Annotated in this window: 23 protein-coding genes; 2 read left to right on the top strand and 21 right to left on the bottom strand. The window is 63.9% G+C overall.

From position 1 onward, the window contains the following. Positions 1-15 precede the first annotated feature (15 nt). Positions 16-1,263 carry an MFS transporter gene (locus tag FIV35_RS00940; RefSeq protein WP_260401308.1) on the bottom strand — a complete coding sequence of 416 codons (1,248 nt, stop codon included), beginning with the start codon at positions 1,261-1,263 and terminating at the stop codon, positions 16-18. Between the two features lie 146 nt (positions 1,264-1,409). Between FIV35_RS00940 and FIV35_RS00945 the strand changes: the two genes are divergently transcribed. Continuing rightward, positions 1,410-2,303 (top strand): LysR family transcriptional regulator, encoded by an 894-nt coding sequence (locus FIV35_RS00945; protein ID WP_034136588.1) that lies wholly within the window; start codon positions 1,410-1,412, stop codon positions 2,301-2,303. 288 nt (positions 2,304-2,591) lie between these two features. Here FIV35_RS00945 and FIV35_RS00950 read toward each other — a convergent pair whose 3' ends face one another. The 20 genes from FIV35_RS00950 to FIV35_RS01045 are packed head-to-tail and all read right to left on the bottom strand — an operon-like array spanning position 2,592 to position 19,839. Next, the gene (locus tag FIV35_RS00950; protein ID WP_034136589.1) at positions 2,592-3,038 is read right to left on the bottom strand and encodes a hypothetical protein; all 447 of its coding nucleotides are present in this window, start codon (positions 3,036-3,038) and stop codon (positions 2,592-2,594) included. Positions 3,039-3,063: 25 nt separating this feature from the next. Beyond that, positions 3,064-4,290, bottom strand: a complete 1,227-nt coding sequence (locus FIV35_RS00955) for a beta-ketoacyl-ACP synthase (protein WP_034095712.1) — start codon at positions 4,288-4,290, stop codon at positions 3,064-3,066. After that, positions 4,290-5,018, bottom strand: a complete 729-nt coding sequence (fabG, locus tag FIV35_RS00960) for a 3-oxoacyl-ACP reductase FabG (protein WP_034095520.1) — start codon at positions 5,016-5,018, stop codon at positions 4,290-4,292. The genes FIV35_RS00955 and fabG overlap by 1 nt, the downstream gene beginning before the upstream one ends. After that, positions 5,015-5,476, bottom strand: coding sequence for a hotdog family protein (locus FIV35_RS00965; RefSeq protein WP_034136590.1), 462 nt, complete (start codon positions 5,474-5,476; stop codon positions 5,015-5,017). The genes fabG and FIV35_RS00965 overlap by 4 nt, the downstream gene beginning before the upstream one ends. Next, on the bottom strand, positions 5,473-6,639 hold the full coding sequence (locus tag FIV35_RS00970; protein ID WP_034136591.1) for a beta-ketoacyl-[acyl-carrier-protein] synthase family protein: 1,167 nt from the start codon (positions 6,637-6,639) through the stop codon (positions 5,473-5,475). The genes FIV35_RS00965 and FIV35_RS00970 overlap by 4 nt, the downstream gene beginning before the upstream one ends. Next, a complete protein-coding gene (locus FIV35_RS00975) occupies positions 6,636-7,118 on the bottom strand; it encodes a hypothetical protein (RefSeq protein ID WP_034136592.1) in 483 nt (160 codons plus the stop codon). The genes FIV35_RS00970 and FIV35_RS00975 overlap by 4 nt, the downstream gene beginning before the upstream one ends. Further along, positions 7,115-7,849: a class I SAM-dependent methyltransferase gene (locus FIV35_RS00980; protein WP_034111451.1), complete on the bottom strand. Its 735-nt coding sequence runs from the start codon at positions 7,847-7,849 to the stop codon at positions 7,115-7,117. The genes FIV35_RS00975 and FIV35_RS00980 overlap by 4 nt, the downstream gene beginning before the upstream one ends. Next, positions 7,846-9,093, bottom strand: coding sequence for an NAD(P)/FAD-dependent oxidoreductase (locus FIV35_RS00985; protein ID WP_080761380.1), 1,248 nt, complete (start codon positions 9,091-9,093; stop codon positions 7,846-7,848). Before FIV35_RS00985 ends, FIV35_RS00980 begins: the two co-directional genes overlap by 4 nt. A gap of 33 nt (positions 9,094-9,126) precedes the next feature. Further along, positions 9,127-11,457 carry an MMPL family transporter gene (locus FIV35_RS00990; protein WP_034136594.1) on the bottom strand — a complete coding sequence of 777 codons (2,331 nt, stop codon included), beginning with the start codon at positions 11,455-11,457 and terminating at the stop codon, positions 9,127-9,129. Beyond that, positions 11,429-12,019 (bottom strand): outer membrane lipoprotein carrier protein LolA, encoded by a 591-nt coding sequence (locus tag FIV35_RS00995; RefSeq protein WP_034136595.1) that lies wholly within the window; start codon positions 12,017-12,019, stop codon positions 11,429-11,431. Before FIV35_RS00995 ends, FIV35_RS00990 begins: the two co-directional genes overlap by 29 nt. Continuing rightward, positions 12,016-12,441 (bottom strand): acyl-CoA thioesterase, encoded by a 426-nt coding sequence (locus FIV35_RS01000; RefSeq protein ID WP_034136596.1) that lies wholly within the window; start codon positions 12,439-12,441, stop codon positions 12,016-12,018. Before FIV35_RS01000 ends, FIV35_RS00995 begins: the two co-directional genes overlap by 4 nt. Beyond that, positions 12,434-13,975 (bottom strand): HAL/PAL/TAL family ammonia-lyase, encoded by a 1,542-nt coding sequence (locus FIV35_RS01005; protein WP_034136597.1) that lies wholly within the window; start codon positions 13,973-13,975, stop codon positions 12,434-12,436. The genes FIV35_RS01000 and FIV35_RS01005 overlap by 8 nt, the downstream gene beginning before the upstream one ends. After that, positions 13,959-14,894, bottom strand: coding sequence for a lysophospholipid acyltransferase family protein (locus FIV35_RS01010; RefSeq protein WP_034136598.1), 936 nt, complete (start codon positions 14,892-14,894; stop codon positions 13,959-13,961). Before FIV35_RS01010 ends, FIV35_RS01005 begins: the two co-directional genes overlap by 17 nt. Then, positions 14,891-15,625 carry a glycosyltransferase family 2 protein gene (locus tag FIV35_RS01015; RefSeq protein WP_034136599.1) on the bottom strand — a complete coding sequence of 245 codons (735 nt, stop codon included), beginning with the start codon at positions 15,623-15,625 and terminating at the stop codon, positions 14,891-14,893. Before FIV35_RS01015 ends, FIV35_RS01010 begins: the two co-directional genes overlap by 4 nt. Beyond that, positions 15,618-17,282 carry an acyl-CoA synthetase family protein gene (locus FIV35_RS01020; RefSeq protein ID WP_034136600.1) on the bottom strand — a complete coding sequence of 555 codons (1,665 nt, stop codon included), beginning with the start codon at positions 17,280-17,282 and terminating at the stop codon, positions 15,618-15,620. The genes FIV35_RS01015 and FIV35_RS01020 overlap by 8 nt, the downstream gene beginning before the upstream one ends. After that, positions 17,279-17,824, bottom strand: a complete 546-nt coding sequence (locus FIV35_RS01025; RefSeq protein WP_034111460.1) for a COG4648 family protein — start codon at positions 17,822-17,824, stop codon at positions 17,279-17,281. The genes FIV35_RS01020 and FIV35_RS01025 overlap by 4 nt, the downstream gene beginning before the upstream one ends. Further along, positions 17,821-18,075, bottom strand: coding sequence for an acyl carrier protein (locus FIV35_RS01030; RefSeq protein ID WP_003209389.1), 255 nt, complete (start codon positions 18,073-18,075; stop codon positions 17,821-17,823). Before FIV35_RS01030 ends, FIV35_RS01025 begins: the two co-directional genes overlap by 4 nt. 9 nt (positions 18,076-18,084) lie before the next feature. Beyond that, entirely contained in the window at positions 18,085-18,354 is a 270-nt protein-coding gene (locus FIV35_RS01035) for a phosphopantetheine-binding protein (RefSeq protein WP_034095533.1), read from the bottom strand. Continuing rightward, positions 18,332-19,144 carry a lysophospholipid acyltransferase family protein gene (locus FIV35_RS01040; protein WP_034136601.1) on the bottom strand — a complete coding sequence of 271 codons (813 nt, stop codon included), beginning with the start codon at positions 19,142-19,144 and terminating at the stop codon, positions 18,332-18,334. The genes FIV35_RS01035 and FIV35_RS01040 overlap by 23 nt, the downstream gene beginning before the upstream one ends. Further along, entirely contained in the window at positions 19,120-19,839 is a 720-nt protein-coding gene (locus tag FIV35_RS01045; protein WP_034136602.1) for a beta-ketoacyl synthase chain length factor, read from the bottom strand. The genes FIV35_RS01040 and FIV35_RS01045 overlap by 25 nt, the downstream gene beginning before the upstream one ends. 337 nt (positions 19,840-20,176) lie before the next feature. Between FIV35_RS01045 and FIV35_RS01050 the strand changes: the two genes are divergently transcribed. After that, positions 20,177-20,947, top strand: a complete 771-nt coding sequence (locus FIV35_RS01050) for a ParA family protein (protein WP_034095536.1) — start codon at positions 20,177-20,179, stop codon at positions 20,945-20,947. Positions 20,948-21,013 lie beyond the last annotated feature (66 nt).

Here is a 21,013-nt window from a genome sequence, read left to right on the forward strand (position 1 = left end):
GCAGCCGCCGGGGCCTCAGGCCGAGGCCAGCGGCGGTAACTTGGCCAGCCTCAACGCCACCAGCAACGCGCCGGTCAGCAAGGTCAAAATAAACGCGCCGATGCCATTCCAACCGGCAAAGTGCCAGAAGAACCCGCCTGCCGTGCCGGCGATGCTCGAGCCGGCGTAGTAGCAGAACAGGTACAGCGAGGAAGCCTGGCCCTTAGCCTTGGTGGCTCGGCGGCCGATCCAACTGCTGGCCACCGAGTGGGCACCGAAGAAGCCAAAGGTGAACACCAACATGCCCGGCACCACCAGCCATAACGGCGATAGCAGGGTCATGGCCATGCCGCCGAGCATCACCAGGATGGTGGCCCACAGCACGCGCCGGCGTCCGAGGCGGTCGGCCAGCGAGCCGATCTTCGCCGAGCTGTAGATGCCCGAGAGGTACACCAGCGACAGCAGACCCACCACGGCCTGGCTCAGGTCGTACGGATCGGCCAGCAAGCGATAGCCGATGTAGTTGAACAGCGTCACGAACGCGCCCATCAGCAGAAAGGCTTCAAGGAACAGCCATGGCAGGCCGGCATCCTTGAAGTGCATGACGAAGCCTTCCAACAGGCTGCGCGGCCGCAAACTACGGGGGCGGAAATTGCGCGATTCGGGCAGGATTTTCCAGAACACTGTCGCGGCGATCAGCGCCAGGGCGCCGATGATCAGCATCGCAGTGTGCCAACTGACGAAATCGATTAACACGCCGATGATCAACCGCCCGCTCATGCCCCCGATCGCGTTGCCGCCGATATACAAACCCATGGCCAGACCGATGTGTTGAGGGTGGATCTCTTCGCTCAAATACGTCATGGCCACGGCCGCCAAGCCACTGAGCGACAGCCCCACCAGTGCGCGCATCAACAGGATGCCCTCCCAGGACGGCATCAGGCCGCTGGCGATGGTGGCAAACGCGGCACAGAACAACGCGGCCACCATCACCGGTTTGCGCCCCAGGGTGTCGGAAATCGGCCCGGTGATCAGCAGCCCCAGCGCCAGCATTGCCGTGGAAACCGAGAGCACCAGGCTGCTCTGCGCCGCGTTGATGGAGAACTCATGGGACAGCGCCGGCATCATCGGCTGTACGCAATACAGCAGGGCAAACGTGGCGAAGCCGCCGGAGAACAGCGCGAGCACCGTGCGCATGAACAGCGGCGTGCCTTTTTCGATGTACTCGTCGTTGAGTTGAGCCACCACCTCATCCAGGGCGGTGGGCGGAAGATCATGAGCCAGTGGCGCAACAGCAGATTTCACAGGAACCTCGGGGGAGCAAAAGCCTGCCAGGGCGGGCAATGGAAAAAAGAATATAGCTGGCTAATGATTCTTTCCAATATATTGTTCGACCTGTTTGATAGCTTAAACGACCTAATGAGGTAGGCATGGAATTGCGACATCTGCGGTACTTCATCGCGGTCGCCGAAGAATTGCACTTCGGCCGCGCCGCGCAGGTGCTGGGCATCTCGCAACCGCCCCTGAGCCAGCAGATCCAGGCATTGGAGCATGAGGTGGGGGCGCGGTTGTTCGAGCGTACCAATCGTCGGGTCGAACTGAGCGAGGCCGGGCGTCTGTTTCTGCAAGAGGCACGCCTTGTGTTGGCCCAGGTCGACAAAGCCGCGGACGTGGCGCGGCGTGCGCAGTTGGGCGAACTGGGGGAATTGAAGATTGGCTTCACGTCATCGGCGCCGTTCAATGCCAGCATTCCCCAAGCCATCTTTGCGTTCCGCCAGGCGTTCCCGGCGGTTCACCTCAACCTGCAGGAAATGAGCAGCACCGAGGTGGCCGAGTCGCTGGTGGATGAGTCGATTCAGGTCGGGCTGATGCGACCGTTGCCTTTGCCGGATTCGTTGGTTGTGATCGAGCTGATGCGAGAACCGCTGGTGGCCGTGCTAAGCGCCGGCCACCCCCTGGCGCAAGGCTCCGAGCGTGGTTTGCACCTGGCGCAATTGGCGGAAGAACCGTTTGTGTTTTTCCCACGCAGTTACGGCAGTGGCCTATACGCCCAACTGCTCAACCTGGCCCGCGACGCAGGCTTCAGCCCGCGCTTCGCTCAGGAAGCGGGTGAGGCCATGACGATCATCGGGTTGGTGGCGGCGGGGTTAGGCGTGTCGGTACTGCCAGCGTCGTATCAGCGCATCCGCATCGATGGCGTGGTGTATCGCACCTTGCTGGACCCGGAGGCGGTGACATCAGTGTGGCTGGTGCAACGCAAGAGCGCACAAACGCCAATGGGCAAAGCATTCGTGGAATTGCTCACGCGCAAGGCCACACAGTAATCGTCGCGCCGCCCGAAAAGGGGCGGCTGCCCAGCCCCGGCGCGAGGCAAGCTCGCTCACCACAGAGGTTGTCTCACTACATAGGTTGTCTCGCTACATAGGTGACGCTTCCTGCAGTGAGTCGGTTGTTGTGGTGAGCGGGCTTGCCCCGCGCGGGGCTGGGCAGCCGCCCCGATCCCATGTGCCGGTTGAACGGCATCGGTTGAAAAAGGAGCCGCTGCAAAAATGCTCGGCTTATCACCACATAAGATGGGCCGACCATCGAAGGGGTAGTGCTTGGCCTCAGTTCTACTTTGAGGTGCCGGTCTGCTCAAACAACTGCGCCGCTGACCCTGCCTCGCCACTCACACCATTGCTGCGCAAGCCTGCCTTGATGTCGTTATCCAGGTTGTTCACCCAACGGTTGTAGTTGCGATGGATCTTGCCGTCCTTGTAGCCCAGGTCGCGGCTGTCGCGGTAGGTGATGGCGTAGCTGCTGCGGGTGTAGCGGATGTCGATTTCAGCGTGGTACTGGCCGCGCACGGTGATTTCGGCCTGCACCAGTTGCGGGCTCAGGCGTTGCACGGTCCATTCGCGTTTCTGCAAGGCGTTGACGATCACCTGCTTCATTTTCTCTTCGCTGACCTGAGTACCTGCCGGTAGCTCACTGTGAGGGTTGAGCACCGGTTTGCTGGTGCAACCGGCGACGGTCAGCAGGGCCAACGTGATGAAGGTGGCGCGTAGCAAGGAAGACATTCCGTTTTCTCCAATCGATTAAAAATCAGGACCAGCGGCGAAAGATCAGCGACGTATTGACGCCGCCAAAGGCGAAATTGTTATTCATCACGTAGTCGTGGTGCATCTGGCGAAACCCACCTTGCAGGTAGTCCAGTTCGCCGCACTGCGGGTCGACGGTGTCGAGGTTGAAGGTGTGCACGTACTGGTCGCGGTTCATCATTTCGATGCTGAACCACGACTCCAACGCGCCGCACGCGCCGAGGGTGTGGCCCAGGAAGCTCTTTTGCGAACTGATAGGCATGCGGCTGCCGAACAGGCTGCTGGTGGCCAGGGTCTCGGCGATGTCGCCTTGATCGGTGGCGGTGCCATGGCCGTTCACGTAGCCGATGGCGGCCGGTGCCAGGCCGGCGTCTTCCAGGGCCAGTTCCATGGCGCGGCGCATGGTTTTCTGTTCCGGGCGGGTGGTGTGCTGGCCGTCGGCGTTGCTGCCGAAACCGACGATTTCCGCATGGATATGCGCACCGCGCGCCAGCGCATGTTCCAGTTCTTCCAGCACCAGCATGCCGCCGCCTTCACCGATCACCAGGCCGTCGCGGCCGCTGTCATAGGGGCGTGGGCTGGTTTGCGGTGCGTCGTTTTTCAGGCTGGTGGCGTAGAGCGCGTCAAACACCATGGCTTCGGTGGGGCACAGTTCTTCGGCGCCGCCGGCGAGCATCAACGGCAGGCGCCCGAACTTGATGGCCTCGTACGCATAGCCGATGCCCTGGCTGCCGCTGGTGCAGGCGCTCGAAGTGGGAATCAAACGCCCGGTCAGACCAAAGAAGATGCTGATATTGGCCGCGGTGGTGTGCGGCATCATGCGCACGTAGGAGTTGGCGTTCAGCCCCTCGGCCACCGAGTTGAGCAGCATATTGCCAAAGGCTTTGATCTCATCGGTGCTGCCGGTGGACGAACCACAGGCCACGCCCATGCGCCCGTCCTTGATCGACTCATCCCCCAGTAAACCGGCGTCTTGCAACGCCTGCTCCGCAGCCCACACCGCCAGGCGCGAGACGCGGCCCATGCTGCGCAGTTGCTTGCGCGTCCAATGGGAGGGCACCACGAAATCGTCGATGGGCCCGGCCAAGCGCGTGTTCAGTTCGGTGAAACGGTCCCATTCGTCCATGCGCCGGATACCGCTACGGTTGGCGCGAAAGTTGGCCGAGATGGTCGGCCAGTCGCTGCCCAGGGAGGTCACGCCGGCCATGCCGGTGACGACGACGCGCTTCATCAGCACAGGCCCCCATTCACCGCCAGCACCTGGCGGGTGATGTAACCGGCCTCGGCGGACATCAGGAAGTTCACCGCCCCGGCGACTTCTTCCGGGGTGCCCATGCGCTGTGCCGGGATCATCTTCATCAGTTCCTCGACGGGTACGTTCTCGTCCAGCATGGCCGTGTCGATCAACCCCGGCGCGACGCAGTTGACCGTGATCTTGCGCTTGCCCAGCTCGATGGCCAGGGCCTTGGCCGCGCCGATCAGGCCGGCTTTCGAAGCACTGTAGTTGACCTGCCCGCGGTTGCCGATCAGCCCCGATACCGAAGTAATGCACACGATGCGCCCGGCCGCGCGACGACGGATCATCGGCATCATCACCGGGTGCAGCACGTTGTAGAAACCGTCCAGATTGGTGCGCATCACTACATCCCAATCGTCCTCCGACAAGGCCGGGAACGCGCCGTCGCGGGTCAGGCCGGCGTTGAGCACCACGCCGTAATAGGCGCCGTGTTGCTCCACATCGGCTTCAAGGATGTGCTTGCAGCTGGCGCGATCCGCCACGTCGAATTGCAGCACCCGCGCCTGACGGCCCAGGGCCTGGATCTCCACCTGCACCGCATCCGCCTCGGCGCGGCCGCTGCGGCAGTGCAGCACAATGTCGTGGCCCGCCTGGGCCAGGCGCAGGGCAATGGCGCGGCCGATGCCACGGCTGGAGCCGGTGACCAGTACGGATTCAGTCATGGCGTTTCGTCCTTCGATTCATCTAAATAGGCGGCCGCCTGGGGCGGTCGGAATACGTTCAAGCGCGCGCTGGCGTGGAACCCGTCGCCGCGCAGGTGGCATTCGAACACACCCATGCCATTGTCGTCTTCCAGGGAACGCAGGCCGTGGATGCTCAGCTCGGCACCGGCCGGAAAGTGTTCGACGTTGCACTCGAACTTACGCGTGCCCAGCAGGAAGCCCAACGCCACTGGCTCGCCTTTGCGGCGGGCATGGCAGCCGGCATAGGCGGCCACGCTCTGCGCCATCAGCTCGATACCGACCCAGGCCGGCAGGCTGCCGTCAGGGCGGTTGAACAGGCCGCCGGGCTTGACGGTGGCGCGGGTGTGAATCTGTTCTTCGTCGAACGACAGCACCTGGTCGATCAGGATCATGTCGCCCGCGTGGGGGATCAGTTCGGCGAGTGGCCAATCGATCATGGGGCCTCTCCGATAATCAGGCTGACGTTGTTACCGCCGAAGGCAAACGAGTTGCTCATCAGGCGCGTGTTTTTCAAGGGTTCGCCGGCGCGTGCCCACTGCAAGGCGGGGAGCCCTGGGTCGGCCTCGCCGTCCCACACATGGGGCGGCACCTGGCCGTGGCGCAGGCTCAGCCAGCAGAACGCCGCTTCCAGCGCGCCAGCGGCGCCCAGGGTATGGCCGCTCATGGGTTTGGTCGATGAGCAGCTCACGCCGTCGGGGAACAAGCTGGCGACCGCCAGGCTTTCCATGGCGTCGTTATGTTGGGTAGCCGTGCCGTGCAGGTTCAGATAGCCGATCTGCTCCGGCGCCAGTTTCGCGCAGGCCAGTGCCTTGCGCATCGCCTGGAGCGCGCCTTTGCCGCTCGGCTCCGGCGCGGAGATATGGTGCGCATCGCAACTGGCGCCGCTGCCCAACAGGGCGATGGGCGCCGGTTGCCTGCTCATCAGAAACAACACGGCGGCTTCGCCGATATTGATGCCGTCGCGGTTGCGCGAAAACGGGTTGCAGCGCGTGTCGGATACCGCCTCCAGCGCGCTGAAACCGTTGAGGGTCAGCTTGCACAGGCTGTCCACGCCGCCGCAGATCACCGCATCGCACAGGTCCAGGTCCAGCAGGCGCCGGGCGCTCATCAGCGCACGGGCGCTGGAGGTGCAGGCGGTGGAAATCACATAAGCCGGGCCGCTCAGTTGCAACCAGTCGGCAAGGAAATTGGCCGGGGCGCTGAGTTCCTGTTGCTGATAGTCATAGGTGCCGGGGAAGCGGTTGTCGCGCAGGTACTCGGCAATGCCGCGACTGGCTTCGTCGATGCCCGAAGTGCTGGTGCCGAGCACCACGCCTACTCGCGATGCGCCGTAGGTGTGGATCGCCTGGCGAATCTCTTCTTCGATTTGCAGCGCCGCTTCCAGCAACAGTTGATTGTTGCGACTGCTTTGCTGGCCCAGCTCAGGCGGGATACTCGCCAGCTCGCCCTGCACGCCGCCCACTGGCAGCACGCGTTCCGGCACCCAGCCGCTTTCGGCGCGCATGCCCGAGCAGTCACCGGCGAACAGACGGCGGCTGACCTCAGCCTGGCCACGGCCAAGGGCGCAGATCACGCCGAGGGCGTTCAAGTAGGCGCTCATCGTGCGGCACCCAGCGGCGTAATGCGGTAGCTCAAGGGCTGTCCGACGATGTTCACGCTGAACACCTCTGAAGACTGGTAGATGATTTGCCAATGACCCGGCAGGGTGCGGGTCAGGTCGCGTGCCTGGGCGCTGGGGTACAGCGCGCGCACGTCATCGGCCGACGTCAGGGCAAACAACAGCGCGGCGAACAACTCGCGGGCCTGGGGGTTGGGCGGCAGCAAGCCATCGGCCTGCCACTGGCCATCGACCAGTTTCTGCCGGGCTTGGGGGATGCCCAGCGGATCCATCATCGACCAGCGAATCGCGCCGCCTTCGCGTTGCACCACCAGTAGCCAATCCTGGCTCTGGCCATCCGCCAGGCGCTGCACATGCAGTTGCAGCGGCAGCGGCAAGCTCGGGGTGGTGGCGGGCAGCGGTGGCTGGCTGGCGCAGGCGCTGAGCAGCAACAGGCAGCCGATCAACAGTGCGCGGATCATGGTACGACGCTCGCCAAGGGTTTGCGTGCCACGCAGTTGACCAGGGTTTCTTCGCGCTGGCCCACCGGTTTCGGTCGGCGCAGGCGCAGGCGTTCGAGCAGGCCGAAATCCTTCGAACGGCTCCACCACAGGTACGGGTACGAGACATTCTGCGGGCCGAACTCAAAGCCTTGCTCGCGCAGCATCGCCAGATACCCTTCGGCGCTTTTCTGCACGTGCATGGGGTGGCGGAACAGCCAGCGGATCACCCAGGTGTCGATATAGGCTTCGGTGGATTCGGCAAACAGCAGGTAGCCGCCGGGTTTGAGCACGCGATAGAACTCTTGCAGCGCACGCTGCTGTTCCACCAGATGGTGGAAGGTCTGGTGGCAGAACAGTAGGTCGACGCTGTTGTCCGCCACATCGAGGGTGGCGCAATCGCTGCCGATCAGCTCGACGCTCAAACCCTGGCGCTCGGCCTCGGCCTGGCTCATCTGCAAACTGTGAGGGTCGGCATCCAGGCCGATCAGGCGTGCCGGCGCGAATGCTTGTTGTAGCAGGGTGAACGACTTGCCCTGGCCGCAACCGGCGTCCAGCAGTACCGGCGCCTGGGGCAGCGGCTCGCTGAACAGGCCGCGCAGGTCGTTGATCGCCACGCGCAGCACGTGGTGCTGCCAGGTGTGGCTGCGCAGGAACCACAGGCCGAAGCGGGTTTCCTCGACGTAGTTTTTGCTCAGGTATTGCGTGCTCATACCGGCTCACTCGCACAGATTTCCGACAACATCCGCAAACGTCGCTTGGGCTCGCTGACGAACGGGTTGCGCTCGTCCCACGCATAGCCGGCGAGGATCGAGCTGATCATACGGCGAATCTCCGGGGCACTGCCCGGATGGAAAATAACGTCCTGGAACGTCCCGGCGTACCAGCCTTCGACGTAGCAGCGGAAGGTGTCGACACCGCGTTTGAGGGGCGCGGCGAATTCGGTCTGCCAATCCACCGCCTCGCCGCTCAACTGGCGGTGCAGCACGCCGGCGGCCATGCTGGCCGAGCGCATGGCGATGGTCACGCCGGAGGAGAACACCGGGTCGAGGAATTCCGCCGCATTGCCCAAGAGCGCGAAGCCTGGGCCGTGCAAAGTCGTGACGTTCGCCGAATAGCCGCCGATGGTGCGCGCCGGCGTGTCCCACACGGCGTTTTGCAGCACGCCGGCCAGGCTTGGGGTTTCGGCGATAAAGTCGCGCAGGCAGGCGTCCAGGTCATCGCCACGGCCGTCGAAGTGTTCCTTGGCCGCGACCACGCCTACCGAGCAACGGCCGTTGCTGAAGGGAATGGTCCAGAACCAGATATCGCGCTGGGTGGGATGGGTGGTGACGAGGATTTTGGTGCGGTCGAAGCCTGGGTGTTCGATGCGATCCTCGATGTGGGTAAACACCGCTTGGCGCACCGGGAAATTCGACGGCGCTTCCAGGTCCAGCAGGCGTGGCAGCACGCGGCCGTAGCCGCTGGCATCGAGCACGAACTTGGCCTTGAGGTGATACTCGCTGCCGTTCTCGCGGCGCACATGCAGGTAGCGGCATTCGCCTTTGAAATCCACGCCGACGATGGTCTCGCCGTAGCGGATGTCCACGCCTTGCAGCGCGGCCTGGTCGGCCAGCAATTTGTCGAACTCGCCGCGTTGCACCTGGAACGTGGTGGGCTTGCCGTCGCTGAAGGTGTCACTGAAATCGAACGCGCTGTAGCGCTCGCCCCAGGCGAAGGCGGCGCCGGTTTTCAGTTGGAAACCGGCGGCCTGCACGGCGTCCAGCATGCCGGCTTCTTCGATGAAATCGATGCAGTGGGACAGCAGGCTTTCGCCGATCGAGAACCGTGGAAAATGCTGGCGCTCAATGATCAATACATCATGCCCTTTGCGCTTGAGCAGCGCGGCGGCGATGGCACCTGACGGGCCGGCACCGATCACCACGACCTGGCGGCGTTCCATTTCAACTGTGGGCACGAGGGCTCCTTGCCGCATTGGCGATAATCACATTCATAAGGCATGTTTCTGTTGGCCGGCCCAGGGCGCCAGCATAAAGCTGAACGCCAGGCCCAGGCTGACCGATAGACCGAAATTACTGACTGCGGGCGTACTCGACACCGCCAGCAGGCCGAACGACAACCATGTCGTCAGCGCCGCCAGCAGTGTTCCTAGCAGGCTGACCGCAGCGCCGCCGATCTGTTCGCGCATCAGGATCGCGTAGTCGACACTGATCGCCGTCACCAGCAGCAGGCCGAACAGGCTGAACAGCGTCAACGGCTGGCCCAGCCAACCGAGGCTGGCCAGGCTGCACAGCGCGGCGAGCAATGGCAGCGCGACGATACGCAACGCACCGCCGAGGCCAAACGGCACGATCAGCAGGATGACGATCAACCCGCACGACAGCAGTTTCAATTCAGCGGCGCTGATCTGCGTGGCGGCAAACACCCGATTCAAGTCGCCCAGGCGATCCACCAGTTGCACGCCTGGCAAGTCCGCCGCCTGCGCGTGCAGCAACGCCGGGTTGTTCAAGCCTTGCAGGCTGACCATCGCCGCCACACCGCCGTCCACCGGGCCCAGCCACAGGGGGCGCCAGGGTTCGGCCAGCGGGCCCGCTAAGGCGGCATCGATATCTTCGGTGGGCAGGGCCTGCAATTGCGCGATTTCGGCGTGCAGGGCACTGGCGGGAACGCCGAGGTCCAGCAGCGGCTGCCAATGCTGCGGCAGGCGGTTCAACGCATCGCGCACTTGCTGTTGCTCGGCGGGGCGACTGACCAATTGATTGAGGGCCAGGTAGCCTTGCAGTTTGTCCATGTTCACCAGTTGATCCAGGCGCTGGCCCAGCGTGTCCAGGCGCTCCAGCAACTGAGTTTGATCCGGCGCGCGCACCAGAAAGAACTGGCTGGTGGGCTGGAACCCGGTGATGCGCGCCACGGCCTGGGCCTCCTGGAGCAACTGCGGCGGCGCGCCGATCCATTGGCGAATGTCGTTCTTGGTGTTCAGCTGCCACAGGCCGCCTGCGCAAAACAGCAGCACCAGTGCCAGCAATACGGCACTCGGGACGCGCTTGAGCAAGGCTACGCGCAGTTGCCACAGGCGTTCGGCGATGCGCAGCGGCCATTGCGCTGGGCGCAGTTCGACGCCGTTGAGCAGCGCCGGCAACAGGCACACCGCCGACAGGTAGGCACCCACCAGCCCGGCGGCGGAGAACACGGCGATCTGGGTCAGTGCCGGGAACGGTGTCCAGGCCAGCGCCAGGTAGCCGATGCAACTGGTCGCCAGGCTCAGGCTCAGCCCCGGCAGCGTCAGGCGCAGCGCTGGCCAACTGCGCCACGGTTGCAGGCTCCAGCTTTTGGACAGGTAGTGCAGCGGGTAATCCACGGCCACGCCGATCAGGCTGGAACCCAGCACCAACGTCATCACATGCATATGGTCGAATAGCGCCACACACGCCACCGCGCCGAACAACATCCCCACCAGTACCGGCACGAACGCCAGCAGCACGCGCCAGCGCCGGAACGCCAGCAATAGCAGCAACAGGATGCCCACGGTCGCGCCGCCGCCGACCCAGGTGATTTCGCGAGTGGCCTGTTGCTGACCGTTGGCGGCGTACAACAGGCCGCTGGCGGCCAGCAATTGCGCGCCATGCTCGCCGGCCTCGGCGCGGCTGGCTTGGAGCAGGTCCGCCACGCGCAGTGGCAGGTGCATGTCGAAGGCGTTGCCGGTGGTGCGCGCGCGCAGCAGCACCCAGCTCTTGCCGTCGGCATCGGCAATCAGCGCGCCGCTGCCGATGTCCAGTTGCACCGAGCCACGTTGCGGCTGGCTGTTCTGGATGCGCCCGGTCAGGCCCAGCCAATCCTCCTGGCTGGGCACCAGGCTGAACCCGGTGAAGGGGTCGAACAGCGCCTGCACCCGCTGCTGAATGAAGGCGTCGGGGTGTTCGATCAACTGCTCGCGGTCTTTGCCCGACAGCATTGCCAGGCGCCCGCGCAGCAGTTGCTCGCGCAGTGCCGGCAGGTCGGCTTGCAGGTTCCACTGCACTGTTTCAAACAGGCCGCTGGCCTGCCAGCGTTCGCCCAATTGCTGGGCCACGGCCACCGCCTGTTGGCGGTCGGTGTGGCCCACCAGCACCAGCATCTCGCGGTTCAGCGGCTCCTGCATGCGCTGCTCGGCTTGCAGTTCCAGGGCATCCGGCGTGCTGCCGGGCACCAGCTCCATCAGGTTGGCCGACAGCGGCGCGCCATGACGCCACTGCCAGCCGGCCAGGGCCAGTACGGCCACCAGCAGGATCAGGAACAGGCGCGGCAACTGGCGCTCACTGGGCAAAATCGTGTTGCTCCGCATCGCTCAAAGGTTGATCGGCGGTGCTGTCCTGCATACGCAATACGGTGCTGTCGCCCTGGGTTTCCAGCAGTTCGATGGTTTGCACCAGCGGACCACCCTCGATGTTGATCCGGGTGAACACTTGCTTGAGCAGCAGCGAGCGCGGGATCAGCGTGAGCTTCCACTGCGTGGCCTCGCCTTGCAGTTGCAGCTCGAAGTCACGTTGCAGGCCACTGCTGTCGCCTTGCAGCACGGCGAGGAACAAGCGATTCTGCTCGGCGCCGGCGCTCTTGTTCGGCAGCAGCTGCCAGCCATTGGCATCACGGCGAGCGATGCCTTGGGCGCTGATGCGGTAATCCTGTTGCAGCGGCGTCTTGAGCAGCCACAGCAGGCCGTGGTCCTTGGCCAGGACGAAAGTGCCTTTGCTGACCAATGGCTGCGGCAGGGCGCGCAGGTGTTTTTCCTGGATGAAGCTGCCGTGGATCACCGAGGGCTTGGCCAACTGATCGCTGAGTTGTTGCAGGTCGAAGGCCTGGGCTTGAAGCGACAGCAGCAACGCGCCAAGGAAGGTGATCAATTTCATGACAAGGCCCTGTCGACGGCGTCGATGAAGACTTTGGGGGACGCCAGCTGCATCTCGCGAGTGGCGATTTCTACGGCCACCTGCACGGTGCTGGCGCGGGTCAGGCGCTCGCCGCTGGCCCGGTCGGTGATCAGGTAATTGACCTTCAAGCGGTTCTCCCACTCCACCAGGCTGGCGCGCACATTGAGGGTCTGGCCGAACACTGCCCCGCGCACATAGCGCAGCTGCATGTCGATGACCGGCCAGGCATAGCCCGAGTCGAGCATGTGCGTGTAGTTGTGGCCGATCTTGTCCAGCAACGCGCAGCGTGCCACTTCCAGGTATTTCACGTAGTGCCCGTGCCACACCACGTGCATGGTGTCGACATCGAAAAACGGCACGAGGATCTCGGTGTCGCAGTGCAACACGCCCTGACTACGCATGCAGCCTCCAGTGTTGTTCGGCGATGCGTTGCAGACACAGGCGCAGCTCGCCTTCCAGGGCGCGGTCTTCGATCACCGGCGGGAAGTCCTTGGCCAGTTCCGCGTGCATGGCCGCCAGGGCCGGTGGCAGCGGGCGGGCGTCGCCGGCCTGGGCACGCAGCCACACGCCTTGATTGGCGGCCAGCAGGGTGGCGGCGGCAACCTGCTCGGTCAGCTCCAGCACGCGGATCGCATCGCGGGCGGCGATGGTGCCCATGCTGACTTTGTCTTGGTTGTGGCATTCGGTGGAACGTGAAAACACGCTGGCCGGCATGGTGTTTTTCAGCGCTTCGGCGGTCCAGGCGCTGGTGCCGATCTGCACCGCCTTGAAGCCGTGGTTGATCATGGCGCGATCCGCCGGCGCGCCGGACAGGTTGCTCGGCAGGCCGTGGTTGTAGCGCACATCCACCAGCAGGGCGAGTTGGCGGTCGAGCAGGTCGGCGACGTTGGCCACCAGGGTTTTGAGGCTGTCCATGGCAAAAGCGATATGCCCGCCGTAGAAGTGCCCGCCGTGCAGCACGCGTTCTTCTTCGGCGTCGATGATCGGGTTGTCGTTGGCGCTATTGAGCTCGGTCTCGATAAACCCGCGCAACCAGCCCAGGCTGTCGGCCAGCACCCCGAGCACATGGGGCGCGCAGCGCAGCGAGTAGCGATCCTGCAGGCGATGCAGCGGCGCGGTCGGTGCGTCGATGGCCAAGTCCTGGCGCAACCACGCGGCGACTTGCATCTGACCCGGGTGCGGCTTGGCGGCGAACAGGCGTTCGTCAAAGTGCTCGGGGTTACCTTGCAGCGCCACCACGTTCAGCGCGGTAATGCGCGTGGCCAGTTGCAGCAGATAGTCGGCGCGGGCAAACGCCAGGCACGCCAGGCCGGTCATCACGGCGGTGCCGTTCATCAAGGCCAGGGCTTCCTTGGGGCGCAGCACCAGCGGCTGCCAGCCCAGTTCGCGATGCACATCGGCGGCCGCACGGCGCTCGCCACGGAATAGCACCTCACGCTCGCCGGACAGCGTCGCCGCCACATAGGACAGCGGCGTCAGGTCGCCGCTGGCGCCCACCGAGCCTTCTTCCGGGATCAGCGGCAGTACGTCGTGTTCCAGAAACGCTTGCAGGCGCTCCAGCAGTTCAACGCGCACCCCGGACACGCCGTGGCACAGCGACTGCAAGCGCGCGGCCAGCACCGCACGGGTGGCCTGGGCGTCGAGCAATTTGCCCAAGCCGCAGCCGTGGAAGGTGTACAGGTGACGGGGCAGGGCTTCGACATGCTGCAACGGTACCGCCACCACGCAAGAGTCGCCGTAGCCGGTGGTCACGCCGTAGATCACGCCTTCCTTGTCCAGCAGCGAGTCGAGGAACTGCGCGCCCTTGGCGATGCGCTGGCGATAGGCCGCGTCGCCTTGCAACTGGGTAGGCACCTGACGGTTGGCCAGGGCCAGCACGTCTTCGATGCGCAGGGGGCGTTCGCCAAAGGTTACCGGCTCAAGATGCGTCGTCATCGGTCTTCCAGAAAGGGTAAAAGTTGAACCATTGTTGGGGCGCTTCCAGGCAGAAATCGGCCAGGCGCGCGGCGTAGCGTGAGGTCCACTGGGCGATGACCTGCTCGCGGGTGCTGCGTTTCCATTCGATCGATGGCGCGAACGGCTCGATGGTCAGGCGATAACGGCCATTGTGCTTGAGGCACATCAGCAGGTTCACCGGACAGTTGAGCAGGCCGGCCAAGAGCCATGGGCCCTGGGGAAATGCGGCGGCATGCCCGAGGAAATCCACGAGCACCGTGCGCCCGCCGTGCAGCGGCACGCGGTCGCCGGCAATCGCCAGCCATTCGCCTTCGTCCAGGCGCTGGCTGAGCAACAGCATGGTGGTTGGGTCCAGCTCGCTGACCTGAATCAGGCGCAAATGGGTCGCGCCGGCTTCGCCCAGCAAACGGTTGAAACGTTCGGCGTGCTTGGTGTGTACCAGCACGTTCATGGTCACTTGTTCGCCGATTTCCGCCAGGGCGCGGCACACTTCCAGATTGCCCAGGTGTGCCCCCACCAGCATCTGCCCGCGCTCGCCGCGCAATTGCCCGCGTAGCTTGGCCGGGTCGTCGATGTCGATTTGTTCGATGCGCAGCTTGCCGTTCCACACATCGAGCTTGTCGAGCAGGGCGTCGGCGAAGGCCATGAACTGGCCGAAGACTTTTCTATGGGAGGGGCGCAGTTCATCGCGCCCGCTCCACTCGGCCAGGCGTTGCTGGTACTGCCAGGCGCTCTGGCGCGCGGTGCGGCCGAACACGAAGAAGTACAACACGATGCCGTACAGCACCGGGCTCAGCAGGCGCCGGCCCAGCACTTTGGCGGCGAACGCGGTGAGTTTCATCAGCCAGTAGCTGCCGCGTTCTTCGCGGTCGGCCCAGTGCTTGGTGCTGTCGCTCATGCCTGCCACCGCCGCCACAGGATCATCGGCGCGCGCACCAGCATGCCGAAGAACAAACGCGTGTGCATGGCGCTGATGCGCACGTTGTCGTGGAACAGCCGGAAGTGCGACAGGCCATCGGCCGGGTAGTGGACTTGGGTGGGCAGCCAGCGCATTGGTTGGTTGCGCCAGGCCAGGCGTACCAGGATGTCCGAGTCGAAGTCCATGCGCGTGCCGATGTAGGCCGAGTCCATCAGTGCCAACACCGGGGCCAGCGGGTACACGCGAAAGCCGCACATCGAGTCGCGGATCTGCAGCGACAGGGTGTTGATCCACACCCACACATGGGTCAGGTAACGAGCGTACAGGCGGCCTTTGGGCACGCTGTCGTCGTATTCGGGGTAGCCGCAGATCAGCGCGTCGGGCTGGCGGCGGGAGGCGTCGATAAAAGTCTCGACTTCGCGCAGGTCGTGCTGGCCGTCGGCATCGACCTGCAAGGCATGGGTAAAGCCCTGGCGCGCGGCTTTACGAAAACCGGCCATCACCGCACCGCCCTTGCCCTGGTTGGTCGGCAGGGTCAGCAGGGTGACATTCTCCAGCCGCGCCAATTGCGCCAGCACCGCTGCGCAGGCCGGGCTGCTGCCATCGTCCACCAACAGGCACGGCAGGCCACTTTTCAACAGGCTATGGACCACGGCGGGCACGGCGGCTTCGTGGTTATAGACCGGGATCAGGGCGCAGGGCTTATGCATGGGCGGCTTCCAATTGGATGCGGCCGCTGGAACAGGCCGCGATGCCGTTGCGGTAGGCGAAATACAGCTTGCCGCGCTCTGCGTCGAAGCGCAGGTGCAGTTCGATCCGGTCGCCCGGGCGTATCAGTTGCTGGAACTTGAGCACTTCCATACCGGCAAAGGTCGACGGCAAATCCAGCAGTTGTTGGCCGAGGTTGAATGCCCACTCCACCTGCACCACTCCCGGCAATACCGGAGTGACCGGGAAATGCCCGCTGAAATAGGCCAGGTCCGGCGGCACGCTCAGTTGCAGTGTCCACTCGCCGTTAGCTTCAACCTGTTCCAACACCTGCGGCGCCTTGGGCCGTGGCGCCATGAGCAGCGCCGCCACGTCGGCCTGGGGCAGTTTGCCTTGGGCGTTGAGTGGCAGTTGGCTCAGCAGGCGCCAGCGGCGTGGCAGGGCCAGGGCTTCGCAATGTTGGCTCAAGTGCTGGCGCAGGGTCTGGGTAACGCTGCGCCGGCCCTGATTGCGCAATGCATGCAGGCCGGCGGCGCTCAGCACCACCAGCGCGCCGAGGGACGCGCGGCTTTCCTGAACCACGCCCAATCGCGTTTCGGCGACCCATGGATGGGTCATCAAGGCCTGTTCGAGCATGGGCAGGGAGATACGTTTTTCTTCCAGCTTGACGATGCGGTCCAGACGTCCCAGCAGCTCGAAGCGGCCATCGGCATGCAGGCGCGCGGCGTCGGCGGTCTGCTCGATATGCCCAGGGGGCAGGTACGGCGACGCGATGCGCAGGGCGCCGTCGGCATCCTGGCTCAGGTGCACATCGGCAAACGGCTGCCAAGGTCGGTTAGCCTGGCGCCAGGCGATGCCGCCGGTTTCCGAACTGCCGAGGATTTCCGTGGGCCATTGCCGCAAGCGCTCATACAGACTGCTGGCGGCTTCCACCGGCAGCGCACCGCCGGATGAGAACACCCGCGCCACTTGGCTCAATGCCGGCCAATCGAGGTTGTCGCCCATGCGCTTGAGCAGCGCCGGGCTGGCCACCCAGGCGAACCGGGCGTGTTCGCGGCTGGCGCGCTGCAAATCTTCGGGGAAGGCCAGTTGTTGACGTACAAATGTGCGACCGGCGCACAGCGGCCACAACACGCGGAACAGCAAGCCGTAGATATGCTGCGTGGCGACGCTGCCGATGATGCAGGCACCGTCGAGGTCGGCGCCCCACAAGGTTTCCAGGGCCTGCACTTCGTTGGCCAACTGGCGCAGGGTCTTGTCGATGCGCTTGGGTTCGCCGCTGGAGCCGGAGGTGCACAGGCTCAATTGGCAGGTGTCCAGGTTCAGCGCGGACGGGCTCAGGGCGGCCTGATACAAGGCGTCGAGGTCCGCGGCGTCGGTCAGCCAGGCATCGACGGCGTCGGCCCAGCGTTGACGGGTTTGGGGCTGCAGGTCGGCGGGCAGCAACACGCTGACCCCGGCACGCCAGGCTCCCAGTAGGGCGATTGCCAGCAGGCCGGCATCTTCCAGGTGCACGGCCACGCGTTGGATGCCACGGCGTTGCAGCCCGGCGCCCAGGCGCAAGGCCTGGTCCCACAGTTGGGCGTGATTCAGGTCTGCGCACACCGAACGCTGCGCCACCGGCTCAAGCAACAGATGCTCAAGGTTCAACCAATTCATACGCGGCCCCGCACCCTTTGTCGTACCAGCCATTCCACGGCAAACAGCAGCCCCATCAGCCCGTAGGCGATCAGGCCGTTGTACAACGTCCACCAGCTCAGCGGTGCCCACAAGGTGAGGGCGGCCGCGAGCAGGCCGTTAGCTAAGAAGAAAACACTCCAGACCACCGTGACCTGGCGCGTGTACACAATTGCCTCGGGGGGCAGCTGCGGTTCCGTCATCCGCGCCAGGCGCTCAACAATCGGTGGGCCGTATTTCAGGCTCAAGCCGAACAGCGTGAGCATGAACGCGCTGACCAGGCTCGGGTACCAGCGCAGCAGCTGCGGGTTGTCGAACCAGGCCAGCAACAGGCAGAACACGATCACCGCCACCGCCATCCAACGGCTGCCAGGGCGCCGCGCAGCGGTGAGCGCCCGCAACAGCCATAGGCTGCCCAGCAGCAGGCCGAATTGCCACGGCGCAAAATGCTCGGTGCCGTAATACACCGCGAAGGGGTACAGCAGCCCCGCCAGCAACAGGCCAAGGCCGATCAGCCGGCTCATGCGGCTGGTTGGACCAGACGGTACACCGCCTCAACCACATCGTTCACGGTGCGCACGGCCTTGAATTCCTCGGCGGCAATCTTCTTGCCGGTCTGGCGCTTGATATGGTCGATCAGGTCCACCGCATCGATGCTGTCGATTTCCAGGTCCTGGTACAGGTTGGCGTCGAGGGTCACGCGTTCAGGTTCCAGTTCGAACAGTTCCACCAAGGCATCGCGCAGGGTGTTGAAAATATCGTCACGAGTTTGCATGGTCCGGTCTCAAGCTGCCTGGCGGGCCGTGACGAACGCCGCAAGGCTGGCCACGTTGGTGAAGTGGTTGCGAGTGTCCTTGGCGTCGGCATCGATCTTGATGCCGTACTTTTTCTGGATGGCCAGGCCCAGTTCCAGGGCGTCCACCGAATCCAGGCCCAAGCCTTCGCCGAACAGGATTTGGTCGCTGGGGATATCGTCCGCGCCGATGTCTTCCAGGCCCAGGGCCTCGATGATCAGCGTCTTTATGTCGTGCTCAAGGCGTTGTTTGTCGCTCATCTTCGGCGAGCTCCTTAATGAAATAGTGGTGCAGGTAATCGTTGAGCTTGCGTGAAGCCTGGGGCGCGGGGCCCAGTGCAGCGAACGCCTGTGGTTCTATATCGGCGCCAACCCGCAAACTGAAGTGCACGCGGCGTTTAGGAATGCGATACCAGGGTTCGGCCTTGGTCAGGGTGGTGGGGCTGACCTTGATCACGACGGGGGTGATGATTGTCGCACCTCGCAATGCAATGGCGGCGCCCCCGCGATGAAAGGCCGGCGCGGCACCGGGAGTGGTGCGGGTGCCTTCGGGAAAGATGATCAGGGTTTGCCCGCTTTGCAGGGCAGCGGCGGCGGCATCGAGCATCTCGGCGCTGCCGTCGTTGCTGATATAGCCGGCGTCGCGCACCGGCCCGCGGGTGAAGGGGTTCTGCCACAGGCTCTGCTTGACCACGCAATTGGCCTGGCGCACCAGGCCGATCAGAAACACCACATCGATCAGCGACGGGTGGTTGGCAATGATCATCTGGCCGGGGCGTCCGAGTTTTTCCGCGCCTTCGACGCTATAAGTCAGCACGCCCGCGCGTTGCATCAGGCGGATAAAGAACCAGAAAAGCCAACTGATGGTGTGCCGCGCGCGCCCTCGATGCCGGGCCGCACTGCCTGGCAGGCAACTGAGCAGGGGGAACACCAGCAGGCGCAAGCACAGCCCACCGAAACCGAACAGCACGAAGCTGGCAGCGGTGGCGAACAGGCGCCAGTAGTAGGCGTCCCGGGGCTTGTTGGTCATGGCTTGCGTTGCCAATTCCATACGCGGTTCTTCCAGGCATGTTGGCAGGCACCCTGGTCGGTGAGCAGGGCGCGCAGCAGGTTCAGGGCGTGGGGCCACTGGGTTTGAGTGGCTTGGACAGTGCCGGTGGTGAGTTCCAGTTGCCACTCGTCGCCTGGGGTGAGCAACAGGCCGAGTGCATACGGAAACGGCACGTCATGGATCCAACTGGTATAGGCGGCGGGCGGCTGTTCTTCGGTGATCACCAGCAGCACCGCCGGCGCGCCTTCCTGGAGCAGCGCGGCGGCTTCGAGCAGACCGTGTTCCAGGCCGTCGCCGGCGGCAGCGAGGGCGGTCATCTCGCTGGTTTCATTACGCAGGATCGACCACAGGCCGATCACGGCGTTGTGCACCGATAGGCTGAACTGGGTCGGCGACAGCGGTTGTTCGTGGGCCAGGTCGCTGAGGATATCGAGGGTGCGCGGGGTTTCGCCGTGGCGCGAAATGAACACCAGCGGCAGGTCTTGAAGGCCCTCGGCCAGCGGCCAGCCCACACTGAACGCCATGCGCGCCAGACGGCTCAAGCGCCGACGTTGTATTGCCGGCAGAAATGACACATCGGGAGCAGCTTCGCTTTCAGGCAGCAACACCGGGGCCTGGCACCACGCGTGCCAGTCGTCCGCACTCTCCAGGCCAGGGGCCCAGGCGCGCCATTGGGCGATGTTGAAATTGATCACTGAGAAGTTATCCCGCCCCTGCGGGCTTCCATGTGCGGCATTTGGCCCCGAATACCGGGACAGGCAGCAAGCGCCGAATGGCGCGCATTATCCGGGTGCCGTGGGGTTCTAGCAAACATTGGTAAAAAATTGTTCAAGGCCGATTACAAAATCGTGGGAAAGATTTGCAGATTGTCCGTTACCCAGGCGCTAGTTGGGCTGTCGGACCCTTCCTAAACCTTCGTGTGTGACGTACTACGGCTTTCGGTCGATGCAGCAGTGCATGGATGAACGAGGTAGCTAACAGGCGCTTTTGCCCTCTACACTCGGACATTCATTGATACACGGAGGTTTTTCCATGCGGCGTGTGGTGTTCAATCAGAAAGGCGGCGTGGGCAAATCCAGCATCGCCTGCAACCTGGCGGCGGTCAGCGCCAGCGAAGGCTATCGAACCCTGTTGGTTGACCTGGATGCACAAGCCAACTCTACCCAGTACCTCACCGGCCTGACTGGGGACGATATCCCCATGGGGATCGCCGATTTTTTCAAGCAAACCCTGTCTTCCGGACCGTTTTCCAAGAAGAACAAGGTGGATATCTACGAAACGCCCTTCGATAACCTGCATGTGATCACTGCCACCGCCGAGTTGGCGGACCTGCAGCCCAAGCTCGAAGCCAAGCACAAGATCAATAAATTGCGAAAACTGCTGGACGAGCTGGACGGCGATTACGACCGCATTTACCTCGATACCCCGCCAGCCTTGAATTTTTATGCGGTTTCGGCGCTGATTGCCGCTGATCGAGTATTGATCCCCTTCGATTGCGACAGTTTCTCGCGCCAGGCGCTGTACGGTCTGTTGGCGGAAATCGAAGAGTTGAAAGAAGACCATAACGAAGGGCTGGAAGTAGAAGGCATTGTGGTCAACCAATTCCAGGCCCGCGCCAGCTTGCCGCAACAGATGCTCGACGAGTTGATCGCCGAAGGCCTGCCGGTGCTGCCGGTGTACCTGGCCAGTTCGGTGCGCATGCGCGAGTCGCACCAGGAAAGCCGCCCGCTGATCCACCTGGACCCACGGCATAAGCTGACTCAGCAATTTGTGGAACTGCATAACCTGCTGGAAAACGCCTGACCTTCAAGCGCCACACAGATTCAAGGTGGGAGGGGGTTGCCCCCCACCCACAGTGTCCAGCATTGT

This window comes from Pseudomonas rhodesiae (genome assembly GCF_007858255.1).
In the GTDB taxonomy this organism is placed as follows: Bacteria; Pseudomonadota; Gammaproteobacteria; order Pseudomonadales; family Pseudomonadaceae; genus Aquipseudomonas; species Aquipseudomonas rhodesiae.